Below are 22,554 nucleotides of genomic sequence, written 5' to 3'. Positions count from 1 at the left end.
GAGCCTTCAGCGTGGTCGCCCGAACGGCCACCACCGCCAGCGCCCCATTGTCCTCGCCTCGAGCGGCCGCAGGTCCAGGGTGTCGTAGCTCGTGAACGGCGCACCGGCGCGCCGGCGCAGTTCTCTCTCGAGTTCATGCGCGATACCGCGGGCGTGAAGGTCTCCGGCAAGTGCCTTCCTGCGCCACTCGGTCGCCATCGTGCTCAACACCTCGTCGGGCAGCTCCTGCTGTGTCGTCATGCCGAGATTGTGCCGTCAGAGCTCGCCGCCAGAGGGTCACCTGTGCGCGCAGGAGGGCACTGTGGTTTTTCTGCTCTTCTCAGCTCTTTTCTTCTCCACCAGCCCGCCTTGCGCGGGCTTTTTGACCTTTGACCCATGCATCACCTTCTCTCTTTCCACATTTTCCTGCTCGAGGTCGTCCGCCCTCGACCTCGCGATCCGAACGGCACGGCCTCCGCGTCGGCGCCTCCGTCCGCCGCGGAGGCCTGACATGGGCACCATCGTCTACCGGGCCACCAAGACCCAGGCCCTCCACGACGAGTTGGCCAGCGTCGGCACCCATGGCACGGTGCTGGCGCACCGCGTGATCGGCAACCGGTTGTGGTTCCTGGCCCAGACCCGCACCGGGGGCAACGCCGGACGCAAGTGGATCGGCCTCACCCTCATCGACTGCCGGCATAGCGAGGCGGCGGTCAAGAGCATGGACGAGACCGTCGGCCCTTGCTACTACGACTGTCCACTCGTGTTCCTTGCGCAGGCCGATGCGCCCATGGGCACATATGCGGGCGCCTGGCGCGAGCAGGTGCGTGCCTTCCACGCGAACCGGATGGCCAGGCGGGCGGCGATCCGGCCTGGCCTGCGCGTCGCGTACGGCGATCACACCTATGTGCTACGCCGCAGCCTCGGACGCCGGGGCTGGGACGTCGCGCGCGAGAGCGACGGCCTGGTCTTCCGCCTCAAATCCCGACAACTCGGCAACGCCACGGTGCTGCCATCTCTGGAAACCCAACCATGAACAACGATTTGCAGCGGCACGAGACGGTGCCGCCTTACACCCGCAACCTCGCGGCGACGGACCAGCTCAAGTGGTCGGCCGAGTTCGAGGTGCCGGCGATCGGCGCCGACATCCTGATCAGCATCAACAGCATCGGCCGCGCCAAGGTCGTGGGCTATGCGACGCAGGATGGTTATCTGGGCGTGATGACCGTGCCCTACAGCCCGCCGGCCTGGTGGGTGCGGCAGAACGGACCACCGGGCCTGGGGAATCTGGCGCTGGCGTTCGGGGCCGAGATCTCTCCGGTCACGTCGAAGGAGAAGACGCCATGAGCGGCCTGTCCCTGGTGTTCACGGCGGACGTCGCTGTTTTCGACGAAGAAGCCTTGCGTCGTGCGGCCTGCGCGCAGGCGGCCAAGGAAGGGCTCACCGAGGAGAGTTGGGCGTCCCTGCGCCAAGGCATGGCGAGCGACCTGATCATGCTGCTCGACCCGGGTTCGATCCCCGATGCGGGCTTCGAGATCCGGCACTCGGTGTGCGAGGCGATTGGAGACGGCGCATGAGGCAACCGTCGCCTCTGACCAATGTCGAGTTCGTCACGGACCTGATGCAGTTCAGCGCTCACGGGGCGTTGATCCAGGCTTTTGTACTGCAGGCACTGGACGCGTATTCGCAGAGGGTCGCGGCCGCCACGCCCGAGGCCTTGGACACCGCACTCGTGAGCGGCCATGCCTGGCATGGCTGCGCCTTGGAGGTGCGGAGGAAGCTGGCGCAAAGGCTTGGTGAGGAGGGCGCAGGTGCGCCGGGATCGGCTTCCGAGGATTCCCCTTCCGTCGGCTAGCTAAAGCCAACCGCTGCGCGATCAGTCGCTCGACCCGAGCGCCGTCCTGGCGCTCGCTTTTGGCCATCCCTGGCTTTTTTGGACCTTCGGGTCCCTTTTTTGATTCTGCGCGACCCGAAACCTTCCCGCCTGAAAGGCGCGGGGAGGGCGCGTGTTCGTTTCCTTCGCCGCGCCCGCGGTATTTCCACCCCCAACAGAGGATCTGAACTTGGCCCCCATGCATTCATGCGACCGACCGCAGCGATCCGTCGCTTCGGCCACACCGCCATCCACGTTCACCTATCACTTCACGCGCATCAGCCGCAATGCGAAGACCGGGCCGATCCCGGTCACCACGACCAGTGCGAACTCATGTCCACCTGGCTGCAGTCTCAAGCGAAACGGCTGCTATGCGGAGAACGGCCCCCTGGCGCTGCACTGGAGAGCCGTCTCCGAAGAAGGGCGCGGCGGCAGCTTCGATGACCTGCTTCAGGACATCTCCACGCTTCGGCGTCATGCGCTGTGGCGACACAACCAGGCAGGCGATCTGACGCCTTCCTCGCCGGGCGTGATCGACGGCAGGCTGCTCGCGAAGCTGGTACAGGCAAACAAGGGACGGCGTGGATTCACCTACACCCACTATGCGCCCACGGCGGCGAACCGCGCGGCGATCAGGAGCGCCAACGAACTTGGCTTCACGGTGAACCTGAGCGCGGAGACGCTCGCGCAGGCCGATGCCTATGCCGAGCTCGGGATTGCACCGGTCGTGGTCATCCTGCCACGCGGCACCACAAAGCCAAAGCGAACTCCCAGAGGTCGCCATGTCGTCATGTGTCCCGCCAGCCTGGGCAACACCGACTGCCTCAACTGCGGCATCTGCCAGCAACGTGATCGCGTTGCGATCATGGGGTTCCCGGCCCACGGGAGCGGTGCGAAGCATGTGCAGGGGGTTTTCTTCGGAGGGCGACCCTCGTGAGAAAGTCCGAAGAAAGCCCGTGCGCAGATCCTCATGGCGACACGTCCGCTCTGGACGAGGAGTTCCTCATGCGGGTGGACCAAGCCATGTTGGCTTGCAAGCAATCCGACCCGCATCGACTGGCACAAGTGCGGCGTGCGGCTGAGGAGGAAATGCGGTTGGACAACATGACGAACGCACATGGGCTTGAGCAACGCGGTCACGGCCGCAACGGAGTGAGATAGGTGCGACCCTGGGCATTTCTTTATCATGAAGGAATAGCCCGGGCTCCCACGACGTGTTTATTTTTTTGCTTGAGGCGGACGGAGATCAATCTCGTTGTTCAAAGCTTGACGTCGAACGACTCAATCATTGTTGGATCGGGCGTTGAGGACGATCCGAGGGTCGAGGTCGCTGTGATGACTCGCAAGGGTTACCAGCAGGTACTGCGCGAGCCACTCTTCGACCAGCCGCGCGCTCACAAGCTCGTATGGATTGACTAGCTGGGCTCCGGCACAGAACTGGCCCTCTTCGCTGACAAATCGATGACCGCATAGATGGCGGGCCGGCCGAACTTGAGCTCGGTCTCGTTCATGTACTTGCAGTCGGCCTCTGCGCGCTCTTTCAGGTCACCGTAGGTCGCGAAGTCCTTGCCGGTCGCGGTGTTGTGGATGGCGATCATGATGTGCTCCGGCGTGCGCTGTCCGCCTTCTCTTCTGCGAGGATCTCCGCGATCAGGCGCTCAGCCAACGCGTTGCGCTCCTCCTGTTCGCGAGCGTGCTGCCGCGGGTGATGAAGTCGATGGCGGGGTAGCGCATGCACGTGCTCATGGAGCCCCGCGGTAGATCGTCCAAGGCATCGAGGCAGTAGCCATTCAGCGCGGTGATGTGGCCGTCGGTGTTGAGCGCCTCGAAGTGACGCTCATCCAGGTCGCCCAGGATGTACGACCGAAGTCGGTAGAGGCGCATGCTCTCGGCTTCGATGATGGCGCGGTGGTTCACGAGGTGAGGGCGACGCGCAGCAGCTTGCTGTCCACTGCGCCGCGCGACTTGAGCTTCAGGGTCTCGCTGTTGCCGTGACAGGTGCCGTTGTCCACGAAGCCGGCCGAGATGATCGCGCCTTCGTTGGTGCTGTGCAGCTTGCGCTCCCAGTTGCGATCACCTCCGAAGCGGATCCGCTCTAGGGCTTCGGCCATGCGGTCGTGGTCGACGGTGCGGGGGAAGACGAAGACGACTTCTTCGTTGTCGATTTTGGCGACGATGTATTTCATGCGAGGGCCAGGAGGACGGAGAGAGAGAGGGCGGACACACCCATGGCGGAGAACCACCAGGCGCGGTTGTTCGGCGTGATCAGCACGCTGCCGAAGAGGAGGACGAGGAAGCAAATCGACATCGCTGTCGGAATAGCAGATCGCATGGGTGTCCTTGACGCGGTTGGCCTGTTCGCTTTCAACGAGGTGCTCCGAGCAGGGTGCAGGCGCGGGCATACTCGGCTCGCGTCCGGGAGGTTGGAGGCGCAAGTCAACAAGAGGGGGTGCGGTGGATTTGATAAAGGTGCTGCGCGACAAGACTGCTGCAACGGACGATGGCGACCACGCGGCTGGTCTCAAAGCCGTGCTGCTCCATATCGAGACAGCGTTCGCCCATTACTCCCGCGGAGAAACATCTGGGGATGACACAGCGTTCACAGATGCGATCTATCGATCCAACCAAGCCTTCGAAGGCAGCGTCAAAGAAGCGTATCGAGTTCTAACGGGCAATGATCCCGCAAAGAAAACTCCATTTGAGATAGAAAAATACCTAGAAGAACACCAGATTCTTCGGCGGCGCGTTTTGGAGCAACTTTCGAACTATCGATCGCAATGGCGAAATCCTTCAACGCACGACTACAAGCTGGATTTCGATCAGTCGGAATCTCTCTTCGCTATTGTTTCTGTAGCAGCGTTTGCTGCGATGCTAATTGAGGAAATTCAGCAAAAGCTAGCATTCAATAAATCTCAGGCAGAGGCAGAGGCAGCGGCGGCGGCGGCCGCAACCGCAGACTCGGCTAACGGCTCCGATTTCTCCTTCGATCTGCCCAGCGAGAAAATCGAACTCGTGCAGGAAGTCCGAGAACTTCTGAACCAGTTTTGTTCTCTTCACTTGCCGGTTGCCGTCGACGGGAAAGCGATTACAGAATCGCAGTCTATTGGCGCGATCATGGGATTTCTCGCGTCTGCAGCGCCTCACTTGCAAGCTCGATCAGAGGTTCAAATCGGCTCTGCCTCCGTGGATTTAGTCGTTTCACGAAACGGTGAGTCCGTATTCATCGAAATAAAGAGGCGGCTTTATATTAGCGATGTGCCGAGAAATCTCACGCAACTTGAGCGCTATCTTGAGCTCGGCAAACAGCGCGAAGGGGTGTTGCTCTATCTACCTGACCTACCTAGCGAGTTAGAGGTGATCCCCTTTGCGGTGAGTAATGCGGTCATTACGATTATGGCTCCTCCAGGGTTTATAAAGACGTCAGAGAGTCCGTAAGGCTTAGTTTTGAGAAAAGGCCTCGGCTCCGCTCGATCGATTTGAATTTGTCGCCGGGTGGCTCTCCCTACATACGAAGGAGTCCATCCACCGCCGGCGCGGTGGATTCAGTTGAGGACGTTCCGAGCTGGCCGGCTTGGTGGGGTAAAGACCCAACGGCGCGTGAAAGTTTTCAGGGCGCACGCCGCCGGCACGCTGTGGGTTCCGACGTTCCAGAACTCCACTTTGTGGTCATGTCATCGCCCATCTTTTTGCTAGGTGCTGAAGAGCATCAGGTGGGGCGCCCGGGCTGGTTCCGTGCGATGCCATCCGAGCGGGCCTTGCTTCCCGCCTGGACCATCGAAGCCGGATTCCCGGGCGCCCCGCCTGATGCCCCTCGCCGGTTCGAAGCTGGACCGTGCCATTGAACTTGGCCAACGGCGCGACCTTTGGCAGCAGTAGGATGTGTGTATGTGGAAACCCGCAAAATCTGTTGTGATGGCCGGCCACACGTTGAGCGACATGGAGGTGTGGCTGAACGAGTTCGGCCACGCATTCCTCGATTTGTGCGACGACAAAGCCGATGGTTGGCTCAGCGGTTTGGCTTTAAAGCTCTATCCGCTGGCCGGCGATCGCGCGCCGCGTCAAGCCGCCAAAATTGCGTATGTCACTCGAACCTACGACGGGCCCTGCTGACCTTGGGCTGGCCACGAGCGTCTCCCGCTGGCAGTCAGAAGCCGCTAGCAAGCGGCTGAGCCAGGCGTTAAAGCCGTGACAAATGCCCCTTGCCTTGATCGCAGGCGCTCGACTACCGTGTCTTCACGCGAGCTTCGCGCAAGGAACGGTGATGTTTACCTGTGATCTTGGAGGAATGGCTGTCGCGGAAGACGGCATGACCGGCACTAAAGCTTCGAGGAGATTCCGGTTCATGAATGCCGCGTCGATAGGCGCAACTGCTTGGATCTGTTCCGTGTTTCTTTTCGCCCTTTCAGGATGCAAGGGGCAGGATCCAATTGCGGCGTTCCAGACAATCAACAAGCCTTGCGAGGCGGCGCTCGGTGTAACCGAGGACGTGGTTACGAAACTCTCCCGAAGTTGGTTGAGGCAGACTCACTTTCCGGGATCCTACGTGCACAACGTCAAAAGCACCGATTCGCAGGTCACCCCCTATACCGCCACTATCGACTTTCGCTACCACACGCTGAGCCTTGCTCGCGACAGTGAGGAGGAGGCAAAGGCGATCAATTTTCCTGACCAGAAGGGCCTTAGGATTGATGACCGATGGGTGATCCACTACGCATATGTGAATTCGACCTGGATAGTCGAAAAGGTCCAGAACTCCTCCAGGATAACAAGCCCCGTAAGCGGCACCAGCGAAGCGCAGCCGTTCTCTGACAGTACGGTGGAGTACTTAGTAGCCACGCGCAAGATCGCGATTGCGTGCCGACCGCCGGCTGCACATTGAGGCCGCTTGGTTGCTCGTTGCCCAATGCTGCAAACCCGGGCGAGAACTGAACGGCTGCTTCGTAGCGCTGTCAATTTCGGCTTCCGCCCGCAACGACCCTTGAGGTCAGTGTCTCTCGCTCGAAGCGTTGATCGCCCATTCACCGCTGGCCCGGCAACAGAAGGGACATGTTCTCTAAGTAGAACAGCCACTCTCCGTTGGGATCGTCCTTCGTCACCGGGCGCTCCGGGCAATCGGTGTAGCCGATCACGCGCCGGAACAGCGGCGGCTCGCCGTCGTCAGCGTTGACGACGAGGATGGCGCGCGAGTCCTTGACGGTCAGTCGCACGAACACGATGCCGAGGTCGCGCACGGCCTTCAAGATCTCGGGCTCGGTGGCCAGGATGTCGAACAGCCAGTAGGCGCCGCGGCCGGCGTTGAAAGCGAAGTGGCGCACGCCCGGCGTGTAGGTTACGTCGTGGTTCAGCGGGTGGTAGTAGGGGAGGTCGCTGTCGTGGAACTGGTTGAGCTCGTTGAGCAGGTCTTGGCCGTTTTTCATTCGGTGTCTCCTTCGACCACTGTCGAGTTCGCGATGAGCCAGCGCAACCGGTGCGAGACCAACTCGTGGTCGTTGCCGTCGAAATCGGCATCGCAGGTGGGATTGCCGCGTGGAGAGAACAGGAAGTTGGCCCCGAAGAGGCTCTCGTCTGCGAGACGGCTGGTGCCGCCGAACGCTGCGGGGTCGCTGTCGAACGGCGCGCCATGCGTGCCGACATACACCCCTTGCGCCACAAAGGCGGGCCACCAGGCAACACCAGCCGCCAAAGCAGCAGATGGTTCCACAGTCTGGTGGAGTCGTCGACTTAGGATCGCCGCGGCGGCCGCGCCACCAGCCCAGGTTGTAAGACACATTCTCCGGCGGCACGGTGGGCCACATGACGTTGAGGGCCTCGATGGCATTGGCGCGCTGCAGCGCAGTGACTTGGATCATGGGGAGCTCCTTGGGTTGGTGTGCGGAAATCGTCTAGAGTCCTGCCGCGGGCGTACCGCGGAGGTGCACATGGCAGACGAGGAAAAAATCAAGGTGGCAGTCCCGCAGGCGCGCGAGTTCTCATCTCTCGAACGCAAGGTCCTATTGGTTGGCGGCATCGTCGCGCTCGTGCTCCTCGTGCTGCACTTCCCGTTTGAGGGCTACAACACCGAATGCAACGTGGATAGCTTTGATGCACTGGAGGTGTGCTTCAAGCGACGAATCGCAGACGGCAGTGATGAGGCGCCGTTCTGGTACTGGCGCAGCATCGGCGCTCTGGTCCCGCAGCTGGCCCCACTCAAGCTGTTGCTCGTGTGGGAGGGCTTTGTCGTCCTGGTCGCCGCTGCAGTAATCCTCTTATTCAGAGGGAAGGGCGAGGCCAAGCCTCAGCCCTGAATGGGGTGCCGGTTACAGGGTCCGGCGTCTACCGCGTGCTGAGATCAGCTGTGCCCCGACAACGCTTACGCCCGCCTCAAGCTGGCGTCCGGTTTGTCCTGTGGGTCTTCCCGTAGCCAAGGCGCGAGCCTGTGGCGTTGTCGGGGACTGCGTTGAGCTACGCAATCAAATGCGGTGTGGCGACTGATTCGAACCCGAACGCCTCTTCCGTTCTTGGGCAAAACCGTGTCATGGTTCCCGATGGCCAGGCGGGGTGTCGGCCGAGAGAGTCGCTGCGCCAACAACACGCAGCTCCTCGAACCTCAAGTTCGTTTGGGGGATTTACTTCTTCATCTTGGGCCTCCTCTTCAAGCGTGGTCGCTCTTTCGCCGGGTTTTGCGTCGGCGCTCAGGAGCGACGAAGCCGCTACGGGGGAGCGGGGTGATGGGTGGTCATCGACAGGCAGCTTGGGCCCGACAAGGGTGTGGGCGAGCGGGTGGGCAGCGGCTCAGGGCGTGTGCCTGGCCAGCGCCGCGCTCGCCGCCCTTGTCGGGGTTGGCCTGCGTGACAGCATTTGGAGTGGGGTGAGGCGCCGTGGTGGGCGTCGCGTAGCATTGCCGCCCATCTACAGGAGGTGGAGATGGACGAAGTTTGGAAGCAGTTCGGCAGCCCAGTGTTTTGGATTTGCACCGTGGTCGTGGGGCTACTAAGCGCTCTGGTGATGCACTATGTCCTGAGAGGGATGGACAGGTGGTTCGATGGGTGGAGTTCAGCGAGAAAGGCACGACGGGAAGCGAAAAATGAACGCTTCAGAGCCGAGCTGAAGCTGCTCTCTGAGAACGCTGACATGGTGCCGCTTTACGTTGCCACCGAGAATCGCCTGCGAACGAGGGCGATCATGCTAAGTTTTGCATGTTCCGTGATCTTCGGATTCACCTTTGGGAGCTTGACAAGGGGTGGCCCTGTCCTGTCGACGTCGGCCTTCGCTCAGTTCGGCGTCCTAATGCTGTGTTCGCTGGTGTTCCTGTGGCGAGGAGTCGTGCATTTCGGTAATTCCATCCGACACGGCGAAGTCCTCGACTCGCTATTTACCAAGCTCAGTTTGGAGAGGACCGGGAAAAAGCTCGTGGAATAGGTCGCCTGCGCCGGCCGGCGTCCGGTCAGAATCTCCGCCTCAACAACGCCAGGAAGACAAAACGATGTTCAAGGTTCTCGAAAAGGGCGGCCGGACGGTGCCAATGATCTGCTGCGACATCTGCAAGAGTTGGATCGATGACGTCGGCCTTGCGGCGGCAGTGTTCGAGTCCCCGGCCAAAGACGGCGACGTCCAAGAGGTTTGGATGGCTCACAAAGGTGGCTGCCTCGACAAAGCTGAAGCTGAGATTCGCGCCGATGGCAAGCGGACAGGGTGGCAGGAACTGGGCAAGTACCTCGGGGATGCTCTGCACAACGCTGGGCTCACGCCTGAGCGGATGCTGGCGGCGAAAGCCGACGACGACGAGTTCGGCATTCTGTAGCTTTTGGCCTTCGCCGGCACTCAGTCGTGAAGAAAATCACGTTTGCGATGAAGTAGGGCGGTCTTTGTCTGAGATCGCGCACCGTAAGCGGCTGTAACATGCGGGGGCAACTCTCCAGCGCCAGATGACTTCCCGCACCTACTACGACACGCTTCAGGTTTCGCGGTTTGCTTCGGCGTCAGTCATTCGCGCCGCGTACAGGGTGCTCAGCCAGAAGCACCATCCAGACAAGCATCCGGGCAACTCGGAAGCTGCCCACCAGAATATGAAGCGGCTGAACGAAGCCTACGAGGTGCTCTCAGATCCGCAACGCAAAGCTTCATACGATGCCTTGATCGGGACGCTCGGTAGAGAAGGGGCTGCTGCAGCCCCAGCAACTGCGCCCCCGTCGGCTCCGACTCCTCCCCCGGCTTCAGCGCCGGCTCAACAGGCAGGGCCACGCGCGGCTGCATCGGATGCTGATGCGGATTCGCGCGCCGGTGAGCGAGACTTTCATGGCCAGCGTCGAAGTGACTCAGGGGCTAGTGCAGGTCAACGCGGCTATTACGGGGAGCCAGGCGGAAATTTCATGCCCGCCGCAAGCAAGGCCATCCTGATCATCGGCGCGATCTTTGCTCTGCTTGCGTTTTTCGGTTCGCTGCCGCCGTCCCGATCTCAGGTGGCAGCACCGACTCAACCCGCCGGCGCTTCCAGCTCAACCGCCGCCCCATCAAAGTACCCGCGCTGCGCCGGTAGTTTAGAAATGGCTCGCTGCGAAAAAATGGAGGCTGATTTGGCTGCAGAAGCGGCCTCGGCAACGCGACAGCGTGCAGCTCAGCTCGACGCGGACCGCGCGAAGAACATGCAAATAGCGAATTCGAGTGCGCCAGGCAAACCCTTCCCATCGGGAGCGGCGTCTAAACCACCGGTCAGGGTCGTCGCCCCTGTGGTTGCTCGCCAGCGCGACTACTCCTGCCTTTCAACCGTCACTTTGAACCTCAATTCAACAAACTATTCGGGAATCATCAACGTCGAGTTGCGATCTGGGGTTCGGCCAGGATCTACGGTACTCGAGCGGTCGGAGGTCTTCACAGCCGGAACCGTAAGGGTCACGAATGTCTGCCCTGGAAACTACTTCTTCGCGTTTTCAACCTACGACTCTCCGACGGTGAGCACGACCAGGTATTTTGATGTGCAGCAGGACAGCAATGGGTACTCTATGCCGGAGATCACCGTGACTTTCAGCAAGTCCCTTGCACCCGAATCTCAGCGCGTGGGCACAACCGCCAGGAGTTCCCTCTAGCCTCGATATGCAGACCGGTTGGGACACTCTTCACACCGACGTGACGTCGGAATACCGAGAGGGGTTTGAAAATGAGCGAGCAACCGGTCGACCACGCCTACGGCTTGGCCGTGGAGATTCAACTCACGGGCGAAGACCTTTTGATGGTGACGATGTACCCAGGGCAGCCTGAGCACGTTGTCCCAACGCCGAGGCACATCTCTCGCCAGTTGGTTCACGGCAAGATGCTCGCAAGCATCCCTTTCCACCGCGAGGCGACGTCCTCGGAGTACGCCGCTTACTTACGCGAGCACGGCTTGGACGCCTTGTAGGCGAAGGCAAGAGCCATCGGCGAAAGGACGTCGACTACGAAACGATTTCCGCCAAAGTGCTGACTGATTCGGATGACTCAACGTATCGGATATTGGCGTCTCTGTTCACCAGTGCGTTCGCCGACTCCGTCATACCCGAGCATGACGACGATCAGAAAGTGCGTGTCACGCTGAAAGACCTCGAGTATTGAATGCTGCTCAGCACGCAACACGACAGCCGGGCGGCGCCCTAGGCGCTATGCAGGGGGATTGAGATTCACCGGCCCCCTGAAACACACTACGTGTGCCGGTTCAGACAGGCACCATAGATTTCGAGACCGATCCGAGGGCGCGACGGCTGCTTACGCTGCAAGTGGACTTCGGGTATTGAAGCGGTCTTTGAAATTTGCCTCGACCTTGTCGGGGCATTGGTCGATGTTGAGAAGGGTGCGCGGTGTGAGAGCGGTCGTGTCGACGGGATACGCAACCCTCCGAACCCAACACGTGAGTCATCGCTTGTACTGACTGGAGACCGACGCGACGCGCTTGGGAATACTCTCCGTTATCGCCCTTGTCAAGGTTCATATGGGTGATGCGGCGCGTTGGCAGCGGGACTAGCGGTTAGCGATTAGAGGCAAGAGTCCCCACCCAAAAGGGGAGCGGGATTGCGAAATGCGACTTGCGCCGACAGGCCGTTGTTGTTCGATGGTCTATGCTCCGCATTCTTTTTCTTCTCGAATGCAAATTATGACCAAAACATTCCTTCAGGTTCAAAAGCAGATCGAACAGCTGCAAAAGGAAGCCGAGCAATTGCGCAGGAAGGAAGCAGACGGCGTACTCAGCCGCATTAAAGAGGCGATTGCTGTGTATGGCTTCACCGCGGCTGATCTTGGCCTTGGCAAGGCATCTGGCAACGTCGCTCTCGCCAAGCGAGGCAATGTCAAAAAGGGTCGCAAGTCCACCAAGCCTGCCACCGCGGCTGGGGCGCCAAAGTTCAAGGACGAACAGGGCAATGTCTGGAGCGGTCGCGGTCCCCGCCCCACGTGGTTCAAGGCTGCGCTCGAGGCCGGCAAGTCCGCGGACGATCTGCGCGCCAAGTAAACACTGCGGCGGCTCAGTCGTGCGGGCCGCTGATTGTCGCCACCTGCGTGGATGCTCCATCCCGGCGGTTGGATTAGACATCGTTGCTCATCGTTGAGTGAAATGTAGTGGTCAGTCGTTCGCCATTCAACTGGTTTGACGCCAGCCTGACTCAACAGAATCTCCTCAGAAGTGGACCAATCCCTGGTCCTTCGGGGCGATCCAGGAAATGTCCTGGTCCACTGTTCCCGAGCTCTTCGTCCCACAAGCAGCGGCGGAAGTCTCTCGATTCGGCCCGAAGATCCGCTGTTTTGGCGATGCAGGGCAATCACGGTGCAGAACGGCACAACGAGCAAGCTCCCTATGAGCCGCCGCCCGACGAACCTGCCCCGGTCCAGATTCCGGAGTCGAGCTGGTACACCTAAGAACTGGTCATCGCCGCGCTGCCTCCGAACCTAGGGCGGCGCCAGCGATCACGGCAAAGGTGATGAAGCGGCGGAAGAACTCACTCTCAGGGTCGGCCGGCGATCAACCTCGCCTCGGCTTGCGATGCTAGGTTTTCTGCCATTGCAAACAGGACCATCTCGCCTCGGGCCAGCGGAAGGCTACCGCTCAAGGACTTTGTGGCGCGTTTCAGGAGCTCGATGTAGGCCGAAAAGAACAGCTTGTCTTTCGGAAGAACCTCCCAGCCGCGGGCCTTGCCGGCCGCGATCAGCTGTGCCCCCACGCGCTTTATGACTTTGTTTTGGCTTTCAAGCTTCGGGAAGAGAACCCCTTTCTGATCCTCCCGCAGTGCCAACACTTGCAACGCGTTCAGAGACACCGCCACCCGTGCATCGAAGATGGCCGCACTTGTCGCATCGGCTGCAGTTGCAATCTTTGACCATGAGGCAATGCCGTGGAAGTTCGGCGTACCTCCTGACGCAATGGTCGCAGCATACGCAGAGAGCGTGCCGAGCTTGTTGCCACGAATGCCGCCCCAGACTCGAACGTAGTAGTCCGCAATTGCATGTTGATAGGACGGGTTGGTCGCCCAAAGCCCAGTCATCTTTTGCTTCAAGTCCAGATTTTCATGGAACGAGTTCGCACCGGCGACGGTTATGGGGAGGTGTTGATGCAGTTGGTGGTGCGTAAGGGGCCATTTGTAGCTAGTTGCCAACGCAGATTCCTCTCGCGCGATAAACGCAGTGACGATCTGGGTCAGGGTCTGGGATGCTGCGAGGGAAATGGATGGAGAGATCGGCATAGAGATGAACACGGGGCGTGGAGGAGGTGAGTGGCACCGGACCCGGCTGGTGGTTAGAACCATCGAGGCAGATTTCGAGCTTTCAGATTTAGCTGACTGCTGTTAGCAATGCAAGCATCGAGTTGCGACACGGCGTAGTCAGCGGTCACCGGCCGTCGTTGCGAGGTCGGCAATAAACCAGTCCTTAGCGAACTGGTTGACATCCTCCATCTGTTTGCTAAGGACACCCAGCATTCCCCCCGTCCAGGTCTCATATGCAGCCGTGCCGTCCAGCTTTCGCAAATTCTGCGGGAACGTCCGAATCGTGTACACAGGATTCTGGTCACCAAATTCCTTGCCGAGCTGCTCGTAGAACGCGCCGTCGAGGTAAAACTTCGGCGAGCCTCTGTATGCAAGAACTACTCGTTCGAAGCGCTTGGACTTGTGCGATTCCGCGCTCTGGAAAAGCGCTCTCATGACATCCAACGTCGCTGCGTCGGCGTCGACCTTGCGAAGGTCAATGACCAGCACGGACGGCATGACTCCGTACTGGTGGTACGCCCAGAGCGAGACCTTCTCGTTCCTCGTGTCCTTTGCAAGCCTTTCGCTAACGGGCCGATGAACTCCAAAGTAGTTCCAGGCAGCCAGGGCTAGCGCACAGGCCGCAACGGCGAGGAATAGGCGGCGCTTTTTCATTGCTTTTTCTCCTGGTACTCAGCAGCCTTTGCACGCGATCGGCAACGTCCGCGTCAGATATCGCGCATTTCCACGACTCGCGAAACCTCAGCCAAGGGTCGCCGTGAATCCGCCACATGTCTATTGAACGCCGGCCCAGAGGTGTATGAGGCAGCCGCCCTGAAATGACCTTGGTACTCCCAGCGATTCACGTCCCGCTTCAGGAATACGGGAATGGCATCGAGCTGTTGCGCCAGCAACTCGCCGGTGGGTTCAATGATGGCTCCTCGCCCGCACAGGATGACTCGAGGCGCCCGCGGGTTCAGCGCCTGCGTGAGGCACGCGGCAACTACCGCGCCGTTCCTCGTAGGCAAGTAGGATTGTTTGCTTCCACCCACCTCAGCGTGAATCTCGTTGCGGGTGTAGTCGCGGCCAATGCTAAACATGCGAACTCCTTCCAGTAGCATGGATTCGATCATTCTGCCGTGTCGACGAGCAGGAATCGAAGATCGTGATGAACTTCCGGTCCTGGCCGACTGTAGCCGGATGCGTTGTCGTCGAGAAGGGCCCACATCAGACACTGCCCGTGCTCGAAAGCAGACGTATGCCATTGGCCAATCGGTTCGAATCAACTTGGTGATTCGCTCTTCAGAGATAGCAAGGAATTGAAGAAGTAAATCGCTGTATACATGTCGTCTTGTGTGTCGCCACGTCAGCCTTGTCAAAACGGCTGCCCGGCGCGGCAACGAGGTAGGGGATGACTGCTGGGTCGTAGTTGACGACCGTGTTCAGGTCGTAGACCCCCTCAGGATCGCGCCACAAGCCCGATCCATGCGCGCGAGCCTCGGGTTCGGCAGTGGAAGGGCTCCGAGCAACAGAAGGGCGAGCAAGCTCTTCACGCATTGATGCGATCGCGGAGCGCTTGGGGGCTAAGGATGCGGGCCCGGCAGTGGGTTGCCCAATTCGTTGCTCTTATTGATGCGCGGCATGGGTATTGATCGTGATGTAAGGATGTTGCGATCTTCAGCCAAGCCTTGTTCAGCGCATCCAGCAGGATCTTGGCGAATTGTTTTGACCTTGCGGTGTGAGGAAAGTCACAACTCTCATCGGCGCACCCCTCGGCTTGCCTGATCCCGCAGTACTCTTGCATGAGGCGAGCGAACCCTTCTGTCACAGTGCCATAGGAGCGCAGTACGTTGCCTGCAACGAGGAGAAGAACATGAGGGTGACATTCGGATTGAGGCTTGATGAGCGTCAGGGCCCTGCTGACCATGCGCACTTCATGGCGCCGCAGGTGGGACGCCAGGGACTCCTGGGCTTGCTGGAAACGTACCTGGGCCTGTCCGGTCCCGAGGTGCCGCACGCGGCGCGGGTCGCCGCCTATCTTGGCTTTCTCGTCAAGGCGAATGATGGGCAGCGCTTCTACTCGCTCTCGCTCAAGGCCGACGATGTCGGCACCGCAGCAATGCTCCTTCAATGGCGCGACGAGTGGTACTTGGCCGGCTGGGCCGGCAATGCCCTGGATACCTCGCCCAAGAAGCTTCAGGACATGGCCGTTACCGAGGCCCTCGCCGACGGCGCTATGTCGCCGGGCGAAGGCGAGCGCTTGAACCAAGTGGTGACGATGCTGCGTGCTGGCAACCGAATCCCGGTGGCCAGCGTCCAACTCGTCGAAGACATTTCTCTCTATCCCTTCGCTTGGCGCCAAGTGCTGGGACTCCTGGAAGTCCATGCAGCGCCGCCCATGAATGCCACCGCGCGGGGCGACCTCGGACGGCTCCAGGGCATGGTTGTGAACGCGGTCGAGACCGGGCGCGTGGCCGAAACGTTTGAGCTTGCAGGTGACGGCAGCTTCCGCGTTGCGCAGGCACGGTCTTGCGAAATGGCGGAGCACTGGCTGAGCGCAATCTGTCGTGCCGAGGAGGCCGACCGGCTGGTTCTTTGCGAGGAGGGCGGCGACGCACTCGACGCCACGTTGTCGGCAACCGGCGGTTCGGCCTGCGGGTTTGGCGCACCGAGTGACCTGCGGCCGGCGCTGCAGACCATCGGGTTGGCGCTGGAAACGTGCTGGACCCCAGTCGATGTCCCTCGCATGATGGAATTCCTGGTCCATCCCATCTCTCCGCTCGGTTTCGCGGCGGGCCGCGCACTGGCGAGAGCGCTTGCGGACAAGCCCGGCATTGGCAGCGACAGCTGGGAAGCAGCCAAGGCGGTCACTGCGGAAACCGAGAAGGGAAAGGAAGTTCTGGCGGACGTTGCCTTCTGGCTCGAAGGAGACCGCTGGACCCGCGAGGAGGGCGCACCGGTCGGACACCTGGCGGCGCGCGCTGTGCGCATCGGCGACCTCCTCACCCGGCTCGTGCTCGCCTCGGGCGACGAGCCGACCGGCGCGAGTTCGGCCATCGGGCAGTGCAAGGCGGTCATCGCCGGGCTGGAAGAGTTTCAGCGCCAGGGCATCGAACGCCTGGGCCCGCGGCAAATCGAGCAACTGCTCGCGGAGTCGACCCCTGGCGGCGCCACCAATCCGCATGCGACCTCGCAGGTGGGCTGCCTGAAATCCGCAGTCACTGCCGCGGTTTGCAACATCGAACCGGTGGCCGAGGTGGTCTGGTGGATGCCCTCCACGCCGGCGCTGCCGCACCCGCATCCCTGGTCACAAGCGGAGGTTGCCGCGCTGGGCATGCTTGGCCTCGAGCTGCGGGACCCGGCCGCGGAACTGGCCGCACTTTCGAAGCAGTGGCTGCGCCCCCTCCTTGCTGCCACGAAGCGATTCGTGCTGGTCCTGCCGCCGCCCGGCCGCGAAGAACACCCCGTCTGGCAGCTCATCAAGCAGCTCGCTCCTGGCGTCAAGGCCGACAGCATCGACCGGGAACTTCACAATCTGGAGCTGGCAGCGCTGGCGCCGGTCGTGCCGCGCGTGCGACTGACTGCAGCTGACCAGTTCATCGAGTTGGGCAGACCCATCGCGAGTCGACGGGAAAAGCAGTCCTTCTCGAACCTCAATGACATCTTCAACAACCCGGCACTCGCAGTGCTGAAGGATGTCGCCAGCCTTCGCACAGGCACGGTCCTGAGCGTCGCGGAAGGCAACCAACTCCTGGGCACGCTGGGCCACCGAGTGATCGAGAAGCTGTTCCAGCAGCCTGGGACCCTGGCATGGAGTGCCGAACAGGCGACGGCCTGGTTCAACGACATGGTCGACCCGCTCCTCACAGCCGAAGGGGCGCCGCTCCTCATGCCGGGAGAGTCGCTGAAGCTCCACCGCTTCAAGCACATCTGCCGCAAAGCCGTCTGCACGCTCTTGGCCCACCTTCAGCGGGCCGGCGCGCTTCGCGTGCGCACCGAGCTCGAACTCGACGGCACGTTTGCCGGGCATCCGTTCGTGGCCAAGCTCGACATGCTGGTCGACCTTCCCGAGGACCGCACGGCGCTGCTGGACCTGAAATGGAGTCGCGCCAAGAACTACAAGGATGTGCTGCGCACGGGCCGCTACCTGCAGCTGGCGCTCTATGCCGGCGTGGTGCGGGAACACTTCAAGGCGCTGCCGGCGACGGTGGGCTACTTCATCTTCGACGGTGCCGAGCTCATGGTCACCCAGGGCGGCGTTTTCCCGAACGAGACAGTGGTGGCCGCGAAGAGCGGCGTGCCCGCGTCGCTCGAAGCCATCCTGGCGCTGGCGATTGCCACGTGGAAGTGGCGACAGGCCCAGTGGGCCGAAGGCAAGGTCGAGTGGGTCGACAAGCGTTTCGGCAAGCTGGCCGAACTGGGTGAGGCAGGGACGCTCGCCCTTGAAGAAGTCGGTCGCTATGACGGCGATCATCTCGTACTCCTGGGAGCTTGGGAAGAATGAACCCGGTCGAATTTGTCAGCGCAGGTGCCGGCAGCGGCAAGACCTACAGGCTCACACAAATCATCTCGGACGCGCTGGCCGCCGGCGACGCGCGGCCGCACGCCATTGTTGCCACAACGTTCACGGTGAAGGCGGCCACGGAGTTGCGCGAACGCGCCCGCTCGAAGCTGCTCGACGCTGGGCGACTGGACTTGGCCTCGGCCGTGGGCCAGGCTCGCATCGGCACCATCAACAGCGTCTGCGGCAACCTGCTCACGCGGTTCTGTTTCGAAGTCGGGATGTCGCCGGACCAGACGGTGCTCTCAGAGTCCCAGGCGCTGGCGTTGCTCACAGAGACGCTGGACCTCGTGCTTGACGATGACAGTCGGTCGGAACTGATGGACTTGGGGCGTCGCCTGGCCTTCGACGAAGCCAAATGGGCCAAGCCCATCGCAGCCGTCGTGAAGGCGGCACGAGAAAACGAGATTTCTGGTGACGCGCTGCGGGCCATGGGGCCGGCGAATGCAGATGCGATGCTGGCCAACTGGCCGAAACCCCGAGAGGGCGACCACACGGGCGCACTGGTGGCGGCGATTCGCCAGGCGGCGGATGCCGTAGAGGCTCGCATCGAGCAACTGACGGCAGAAGGTGCCAAGGTCTTTGCCAACATGACCAAGGGCCTGGAAGAGCTCCGTGTGCGGCAGCGCGACTTTGCGAACGGCAGCTGGACCTGGCAGAGCTGGGTCAGTACCGGCGGCGTCGATGTCGGAGCGAAGCTGGTGCATCTGCTTGCGCCCATCGAAGATGCCGTCAAGGCGCATGAGGTGCACCCGCAGTTCCATACCGACGTGCGTCGCTACCTTGAACTCGTGTTCGGCCTGGCGGCGGACACCCTCGACTCGTATGCGCAGGTGAAGCTCGCGCGCGGCGCGCTGGACTTCGTGGACCAGGAGGTGCTGTTGCTGTCAGCGCTGCGCGACAGCCCCGAAGTCCGGGAGGCGCTTGCGGGAGAACTCGACCTGGTCGTGGTCGATGAGTTCCAGGACACGAGCCCGCTCCAGTTGGCGCTGTTCGTTGAGCTGGCGAAGCTGGCCAAGAAGTCGGTCTGGGTTGGCGACCCGAAGCAGGCCATCTACGCCTTCCGCGGTACGGACTCAACGCTTGTCACCAAAATCATTGAGGCGATTGAAGGGTGGGGCGGCGAGCTCGGTGAGCCGCTCACCGTCTCACGCCGCTCGACGCCGGCGCTGGTGTCACTGACGAACGCGGTGTTTGGTTCGGCGTTCGAGCCGGACATCAAGTCGGAGGCGGTTCGCCTCGATCCCTCCAGGGAAAACCTGGGCGCGACGCATGTTTCGCTCTACAACTGGCTGTTCCCAAGCAGAAACGCTGGCACCGACCACGACGAGGTGGGGCGCGCGATAGCCGAGCTCCTCGCCAGCGGCCAGCAGGTGGTGGACAAGGAAACCAAGGTCGCTCGTGCGCTCGCGGCTGGAGACATTGCAGTGCTGTGCCGGACGAACAAGGAGATTGACCGGGCGGTCGCGTCACTGTCGCGCTGGGGCGTTCCATCGGCGAGCGGTCGGGCCGGCCTGCTGAGGACGCCTGAGGCGCTTTTCGTGGTCGCCTGCCTGCGCCGCCTCCAGGATGCGACCGATACCGTCGCGAGCGCGCTCATCATCGCGCTCTCCGGGGGCAATGACCCGGCGGACTGGTTGAACAACCGCATCGATTTCCTGGCCACGGGGGCCAAGCCATCGGAGTGGCAGCTCGCCGGCGAGAGCGCGCACCCGTTGCTCCTTCGATTGGCCGAACTGCGGCCGCGCCTGAAAGCGCTCACGCCATCGGAAGCCATGCGCTTGGCCAAGGCTGAGTCGCACGTGGCCGAGCTGGCCAGCTGCTGGTCACACGGGGCGCAGGACGCAGGCATGCGCATCGCGAACGTCGAGGCGCTGGTCGACATGGCCAAGACCTATGAGGACGAGTGCACGTCGGCCAAGAAGCCCGCCACTGTCGGTGGTTTGCTTCAATGGCTCCAGCACCAAGCTTCCGAAGGCGGTGACTCCCGCGCTGTTGCCGCGGAGGGCGCCGTCACCGTTCTGACCCATCACGGCGCCAAGGGGCTCGAGTGGCCGGTGGTCGTTCTGACCAGCTTGGACTGGGAAGCGAGAACCGCTCTTTGGGAAGTCCGTGCGCGCTCGAAGAACTTCGATGCGCAGCAACCGCTGCGTGACCGCTTCATCCACTTCTGGCCCTACCCGTACGGTAAGTGCTCCCCGCCCGAAGCTGCCTTGGCAGCGCAGGCGTCCGATACCGGTCTTGCCATGGCAAAGTCCGGCCGGGACGAAAACATGCGTTTGTTCTACGTCAGCATGACGCGCGCACGCGATGCGGTGGTGCTGGCATACACGACCCGCAAGGGGGCCCTCGCCTGGGTGGAGGAGGTCGGCGCCGCCGGCGTGCTCATCGGCCAATCAGGGCCGCTCACGCTCCCGGATGGCAGCCAAATCCAGCGGGTGAGCCGTGCCTGGAGCGCCGACGAGTGCAAAGTCCAGCCCGAAGCGCGCGCGCCGCAGACATTGAACTGGTTCCGCCGGGACACGGTCCGCGGGCCCTTGCCGCTCTGGGTCAACCCGAGCAGCGCACATGCGGGCATGCCTTACCGCCGCGGTGAACTCGAAAGGGTTGGAGAGCGCATTCACATTCGCGCGGCTGTAGACATGGAGGCCCTTGGTCAGGCGCTGCATTTGTGCATCGCGCAAGCTGGAGCAAATAGCACCATTTCGCTCGAGGGCGTAGAACTCATTCTTCAGCGGTGGGGCGTGGCCGGCGCCGTCGAGAAGGAAGCGGTGCTCGCACAAGTTTCCGCCTTCCAGGGCTGGGTCGCGCAGCGCTGGCCCGGTCGCCCGGTGCACGTTGAGGTGCCCATCGAGGTCAATCTCCCCAACGGCACGCGACTGCGTGGCCGCATCGACTTCCTTGTGGACACACCGGAAGGCTGGGTGCTGATAGACCACAAGGCGAATCCGCGCGGCGCGGCAGCCGACGACGCCCTGGTGCTCAAGCATGGACGCCAGCTCGGCTTCTACGCGGACGCACTGGTTGAGGCGACCGGTCGGCCCGTGGCGGGCCAGTGGCTTTTCCTGCCAGTGGCTGCGCAGGCGGTCGAGGTACTCGAGGGTGGCTTGCAGCTGGCGCAGGTCGCGTGACGGCTGCCCCCCGCGGATGACGGAGCACTCTAAAAACCGCTGTGCTGCCTGTTCTCCACGCGACAGCGGAGCAGAAGTGCTTCCGTCTTGTCCTTGGAAGATTTGTTGGTTTGCTCCTCGGCCCACGGGGCGGGAAGTGCGCTCAAAAAGAGAGATTTGCAAAGGAACGAGTTTATGGATGAAGATGTCGCCGCGCTTCGAACGGCCATTCAAGAGTTCGTGAGTTCACATCGGCAACGCCCTTTTGGAATTCTTCGCGAGATCGGCGTGCAGGCAGAGCTGAAGCGGCTCGTCGACCATCACCTTGGGGGACGAACGCATGTTCTGGCGACAGTAATCGACGAGCCGGGCGGCGCCCGGGCGATCGAAGTCGAGACCGATCGCGTGCGTCTAGAGGCCAAAATTTGCTTGCCCCAGGAGTTCGCGGAAGACGCGGAATTGACGCGCGATCGTACCGATCTGCTGATCTACCGCGCTGCGGGCGTGTCTTTGTTCAGACATCGTTCCGGTCCTGGAGACATTGTTTACAAGACGCTGCCAGAATCCGTATCGGCTGCCGTGGAGATAAAGGCCAGCCCTTCGATTCAGCTTAATCAAAGAATCCGCTATGCCTCTGACATCGTGCGACTGCTGAAGCTCCGGAATTGCGGCATTGCTGGTTTCTTCTTGCTACTCGACAAGTCCAGCAGCCTTTACCGAGAGCCGGATTGCACACTGAGCGCCATGGCAGGCATTAATTGGGCGCCTACACCGGAGGCCAGCTCTCTCGGCGGGATTCTGAACGCGGAGGACCCGGCTTGGGCCGACATCGTCGTGAGCGCGAATGAGCCGCTTGATGAGCGGACGAAGTACATCGAGATCTGGGATGTGTCTGCGGAGGAGGGACGACCACAGCGGCTGTTCGCCTACCGAGCTGTCGCTTGAAGCAACCAAGCGCCTTGGTACGCATCGACCAGAAGGCGCATTCTGGAAAGGTGGCTTTTCCGAGTGCGACAAGCGCGGACACCTTCGAATCGCCCAACGATCGGACGGCACTCTTGCGTCCGGCGGAAAGATCAAAAGCCGCATCCGGTCCAAAGAGTGAAGGATGCTTGCCGCGTAAACCGTTGCATGAGGCTTTTATCCATGCCACTGCCTTAGCCGACGAGACGACTTTGCGTCAGTTGTGCTCCGCGCGCGACCCGTTGTTTGAACGCCCAGAACAGAGCCCGCACCGATAGTGGGTCGCAGATTCCCAAAGCCGCTCCGTCGTCGGCCCGAGTCGGTGTGCAAGATGAGTGGCGTTGACAAGCCTCAATCCCGCTCGGCATCAAAAAACTGCGAGAGAAAAAG

Annotated in this window: 26 protein-coding genes; 16 read left to right on the top strand and 10 right to left on the bottom strand. The window is 61.6% G+C overall.

The features are described from left to right. Positions 1 to 6: 6 nt before the first annotated feature. A complete protein-coding gene (locus ABID97_RS18410; RefSeq protein WP_354399856.1) occupies positions 7 to 240 on the bottom strand; it encodes a hypothetical protein in 234 nt (77 codons plus the stop codon). A 250-nt stretch (positions 241 to 490) separates the two neighbouring features. Between ABID97_RS18410 and ABID97_RS18405 the strand changes: the two genes are divergently transcribed. The 5 genes from ABID97_RS18405 to ABID97_RS18385 all read left to right on the top strand — a co-directional run bounded on the left by ABID97_RS18405 (position 491) and on the right by ABID97_RS18385 (position 2,789). Further along, positions 491 to 1,015 (top strand): hypothetical protein, encoded by a 525-nt coding sequence (locus ABID97_RS18405; RefSeq protein WP_354399855.1) that lies wholly within the window; start codon positions 491 to 493, stop codon positions 1,013 to 1,015. Then, complete coding sequence (locus ABID97_RS18400; protein WP_354399854.1) at positions 1,012 to 1,326, top strand: hypothetical protein; 315 nt, start codon at positions 1,012 to 1,014, stop codon at positions 1,324 to 1,326. The genes ABID97_RS18405 and ABID97_RS18400 overlap by 4 nt, the downstream gene beginning before the upstream one ends. Next, on the top strand, positions 1,323 to 1,556 hold the full coding sequence (locus ABID97_RS18395; RefSeq protein ID WP_354399853.1) for a hypothetical protein: 234 nt from the start codon (positions 1,323 to 1,325) through the stop codon (positions 1,554 to 1,556). Before ABID97_RS18400 ends, ABID97_RS18395 begins: the two co-directional genes overlap by 4 nt. Further along, positions 1,553 to 1,834: a hypothetical protein gene (locus ABID97_RS18390; RefSeq protein ID WP_354399852.1), complete on the top strand. Its 282-nt coding sequence runs from the start codon at positions 1,553 to 1,555 to the stop codon at positions 1,832 to 1,834. Before ABID97_RS18395 ends, ABID97_RS18390 begins: the two co-directional genes overlap by 4 nt. 217 nt (positions 1,835 to 2,051) lie before the next feature. After that, the gene (locus ABID97_RS18385; RefSeq protein ID WP_354401803.1) at positions 2,052 to 2,789 is read left to right on the top strand and encodes a DUF7227 family protein; all 738 of its coding nucleotides are present in this window, start codon (positions 2,052 to 2,054) and stop codon (positions 2,787 to 2,789) included. 478 nt (positions 2,790 to 3,267) lie between these two features. On the opposite strand, the gene ABID97_RS18380 is transcribed toward ABID97_RS18385, so the two are convergent. From ABID97_RS18380 to ABID97_RS18365, 4 genes are read right to left on the bottom strand one after another with little or no spacing between them, the layout of a single operon-like run. After that, a complete protein-coding gene (locus ABID97_RS18380) occupies positions 3,268 to 3,450 on the bottom strand; it encodes a hypothetical protein (RefSeq protein ID WP_354399851.1) in 183 nt (60 codons plus the stop codon). Between the two features lie 52 nt (positions 3,451 to 3,502). After that, complete coding sequence (locus ABID97_RS18375) at positions 3,503 to 3,736, bottom strand: hypothetical protein (RefSeq protein ID WP_354399849.1); 234 nt, start codon at positions 3,734 to 3,736, stop codon at positions 3,503 to 3,505. Between the two features lie 29 nt (positions 3,737 to 3,765). Next, a complete protein-coding gene (locus ABID97_RS18370) occupies positions 3,766 to 4,038 on the bottom strand; it encodes a hypothetical protein (RefSeq protein WP_354399848.1) in 273 nt (90 codons plus the stop codon). Continuing rightward, positions 4,035 to 4,160 carry a hypothetical protein gene (locus tag ABID97_RS18365; RefSeq protein ID WP_354399847.1) on the bottom strand — a complete coding sequence of 42 codons (126 nt, stop codon included), beginning with the start codon at positions 4,158 to 4,160 and terminating at the stop codon, positions 4,035 to 4,037. Before ABID97_RS18365 ends, ABID97_RS18370 begins: the two co-directional genes overlap by 4 nt. Positions 4,161 to 4,321: 161 nt before the next feature. Here ABID97_RS18365 and ABID97_RS18360 point away from each other — a divergent pair, with 161 nt between their 5' ends. The 3 genes from ABID97_RS18360 (at position 4,322) to ABID97_RS18350 (ending at position 6,731) form a co-directional block, all read left to right on the top strand. Then, positions 4,322 to 5,287, top strand: coding sequence for a hypothetical protein (locus ABID97_RS18360; protein WP_354399846.1), 966 nt, complete (start codon positions 4,322 to 4,324; stop codon positions 5,285 to 5,287). A gap of 450 nt (positions 5,288 to 5,737) precedes the next feature. After that, entirely contained in the window at positions 5,738 to 5,962 is a 225-nt protein-coding gene (locus tag ABID97_RS18355; RefSeq protein ID WP_354399845.1) for a hypothetical protein, read from the top strand. A gap of 151 nt (positions 5,963 to 6,113) precedes the next feature. Beyond that, positions 6,114 to 6,731: a hypothetical protein gene (locus tag ABID97_RS18350; protein WP_354399843.1), complete on the top strand. Its 618-nt coding sequence runs from the start codon at positions 6,114 to 6,116 to the stop codon at positions 6,729 to 6,731. Positions 6,732 to 6,870: 139 nt separating this feature from the next. On the opposite strand, the gene ABID97_RS18345 is transcribed toward ABID97_RS18350, so the two are convergent. Together ABID97_RS18345 and ABID97_RS18340 are read right to left on the bottom strand one after the other, a co-directional pair. Next, on the bottom strand, positions 6,871 to 7,269 hold the full coding sequence (locus ABID97_RS18345) for a DUF6876 family protein (protein ID WP_354399842.1): 399 nt from the start codon (positions 7,267 to 7,269) through the stop codon (positions 6,871 to 6,873). After that, positions 7,266 to 7,535 (bottom strand): hypothetical protein, encoded by a 270-nt coding sequence (locus ABID97_RS18340; protein WP_354399841.1) that lies wholly within the window; start codon positions 7,533 to 7,535, stop codon positions 7,266 to 7,268. The genes ABID97_RS18345 and ABID97_RS18340 overlap by 4 nt, the downstream gene beginning before the upstream one ends. A gap of 235 nt (positions 7,536 to 7,770) precedes the next feature. On the opposite strand from ABID97_RS18340, the gene ABID97_RS18335 reads away from it, so the two are divergent. From ABID97_RS18335 to ABID97_RS18315, 5 genes are all read left to right on the top strand, one after another. Further along, complete coding sequence (locus ABID97_RS18335) at positions 7,771 to 8,136, top strand: hypothetical protein (RefSeq protein WP_354399840.1); 366 nt, start codon at positions 7,771 to 7,773, stop codon at positions 8,134 to 8,136. A gap of 619 nt (positions 8,137 to 8,755) precedes the next feature. Next, positions 8,756 to 9,250 carry a hypothetical protein gene (locus ABID97_RS18330; protein WP_354399839.1) on the top strand — a complete coding sequence of 165 codons (495 nt, stop codon included), beginning with the start codon at positions 8,756 to 8,758 and terminating at the stop codon, positions 9,248 to 9,250. Between the two features lie 64 nt (positions 9,251 to 9,314). Further along, positions 9,315 to 9,632, top strand: coding sequence for a hypothetical protein (locus ABID97_RS18325; protein ID WP_354399838.1), 318 nt, complete (start codon positions 9,315 to 9,317; stop codon positions 9,630 to 9,632). Between the two features lie 124 nt (positions 9,633 to 9,756). Beyond that, positions 9,757 to 10,914: a J domain-containing protein gene (locus ABID97_RS18320; protein WP_354399837.1), complete on the top strand. Its 1,158-nt coding sequence runs from the start codon at positions 9,757 to 9,759 to the stop codon at positions 10,912 to 10,914. Positions 10,915 to 11,951: 1,037 nt separating this feature from the next. Then, a complete protein-coding gene (locus ABID97_RS18315; protein ID WP_354399836.1) occupies positions 11,952 to 12,305 on the top strand; it encodes an H-NS histone family protein in 354 nt (117 codons plus the stop codon). 490 nt (positions 12,306 to 12,795) lie between these two features. Here ABID97_RS18315 and ABID97_RS18310 read toward each other — a convergent pair whose 3' ends face one another. From ABID97_RS18310 to ABID97_RS18300, 3 genes are all read right to left on the bottom strand, one after another. Further along, on the bottom strand, positions 12,796 to 13,542 hold the full coding sequence (locus tag ABID97_RS18310) for a hypothetical protein (RefSeq protein ID WP_354399835.1): 747 nt from the start codon (positions 13,540 to 13,542) through the stop codon (positions 12,796 to 12,798). A gap of 126 nt (positions 13,543 to 13,668) precedes the next feature. Beyond that, positions 13,669 to 14,205 carry a hypothetical protein gene (locus tag ABID97_RS18305; protein ID WP_354399834.1) on the bottom strand — a complete coding sequence of 179 codons (537 nt, stop codon included), beginning with the start codon at positions 14,203 to 14,205 and terminating at the stop codon, positions 13,669 to 13,671. 53 nt (positions 14,206 to 14,258) lie between these two features. Continuing rightward, the gene (locus ABID97_RS18300; RefSeq protein WP_354399833.1) at positions 14,259 to 14,630 is read right to left on the bottom strand and encodes a DUF6697 family protein; all 372 of its coding nucleotides are present in this window, start codon (positions 14,628 to 14,630) and stop codon (positions 14,259 to 14,261) included. A 773-nt stretch (positions 14,631 to 15,403) separates the two neighbouring features. On the opposite strand from ABID97_RS18300, the gene ABID97_RS18295 reads away from it, so the two are divergent. The 3 genes from ABID97_RS18295 to ABID97_RS18285 all read left to right on the top strand — a co-directional run bounded on the left by ABID97_RS18295 (position 15,404) and on the right by ABID97_RS18285 (position 22,146). Beyond that, entirely contained in the window at positions 15,404 to 18,034 is a 2,631-nt protein-coding gene (locus ABID97_RS18295) for a PD-(D/E)XK nuclease family protein (protein WP_354399832.1), read from the top strand. Continuing rightward, complete coding sequence (locus ABID97_RS18290; protein ID WP_354399831.1) at positions 18,031 to 21,222, top strand: UvrD-helicase domain-containing protein; 3,192 nt, start codon at positions 18,031 to 18,033, stop codon at positions 21,220 to 21,222. Before ABID97_RS18295 ends, ABID97_RS18290 begins: the two co-directional genes overlap by 4 nt. 174 nt (positions 21,223 to 21,396) lie before the next feature. Further along, positions 21,397 to 22,146: a hypothetical protein gene (locus ABID97_RS18285; protein ID WP_354399830.1), complete on the top strand. Its 750-nt coding sequence runs from the start codon at positions 21,397 to 21,399 to the stop codon at positions 22,144 to 22,146. Positions 22,147 to 22,554: the final 408 nt, after the last annotated feature.

The sequence above is a fragment of the Variovorax sp. OAS795 genome (assembly GCF_040546685.1).
GTDB lineage: Bacteria > Pseudomonadota > Gammaproteobacteria > Burkholderiales > Burkholderiaceae_C > Variovorax.
The sequence above is the reverse complement of the archived record's forward strand: the minus strand, read 5'-3'. Positions and strand labels throughout refer to the sequence as shown.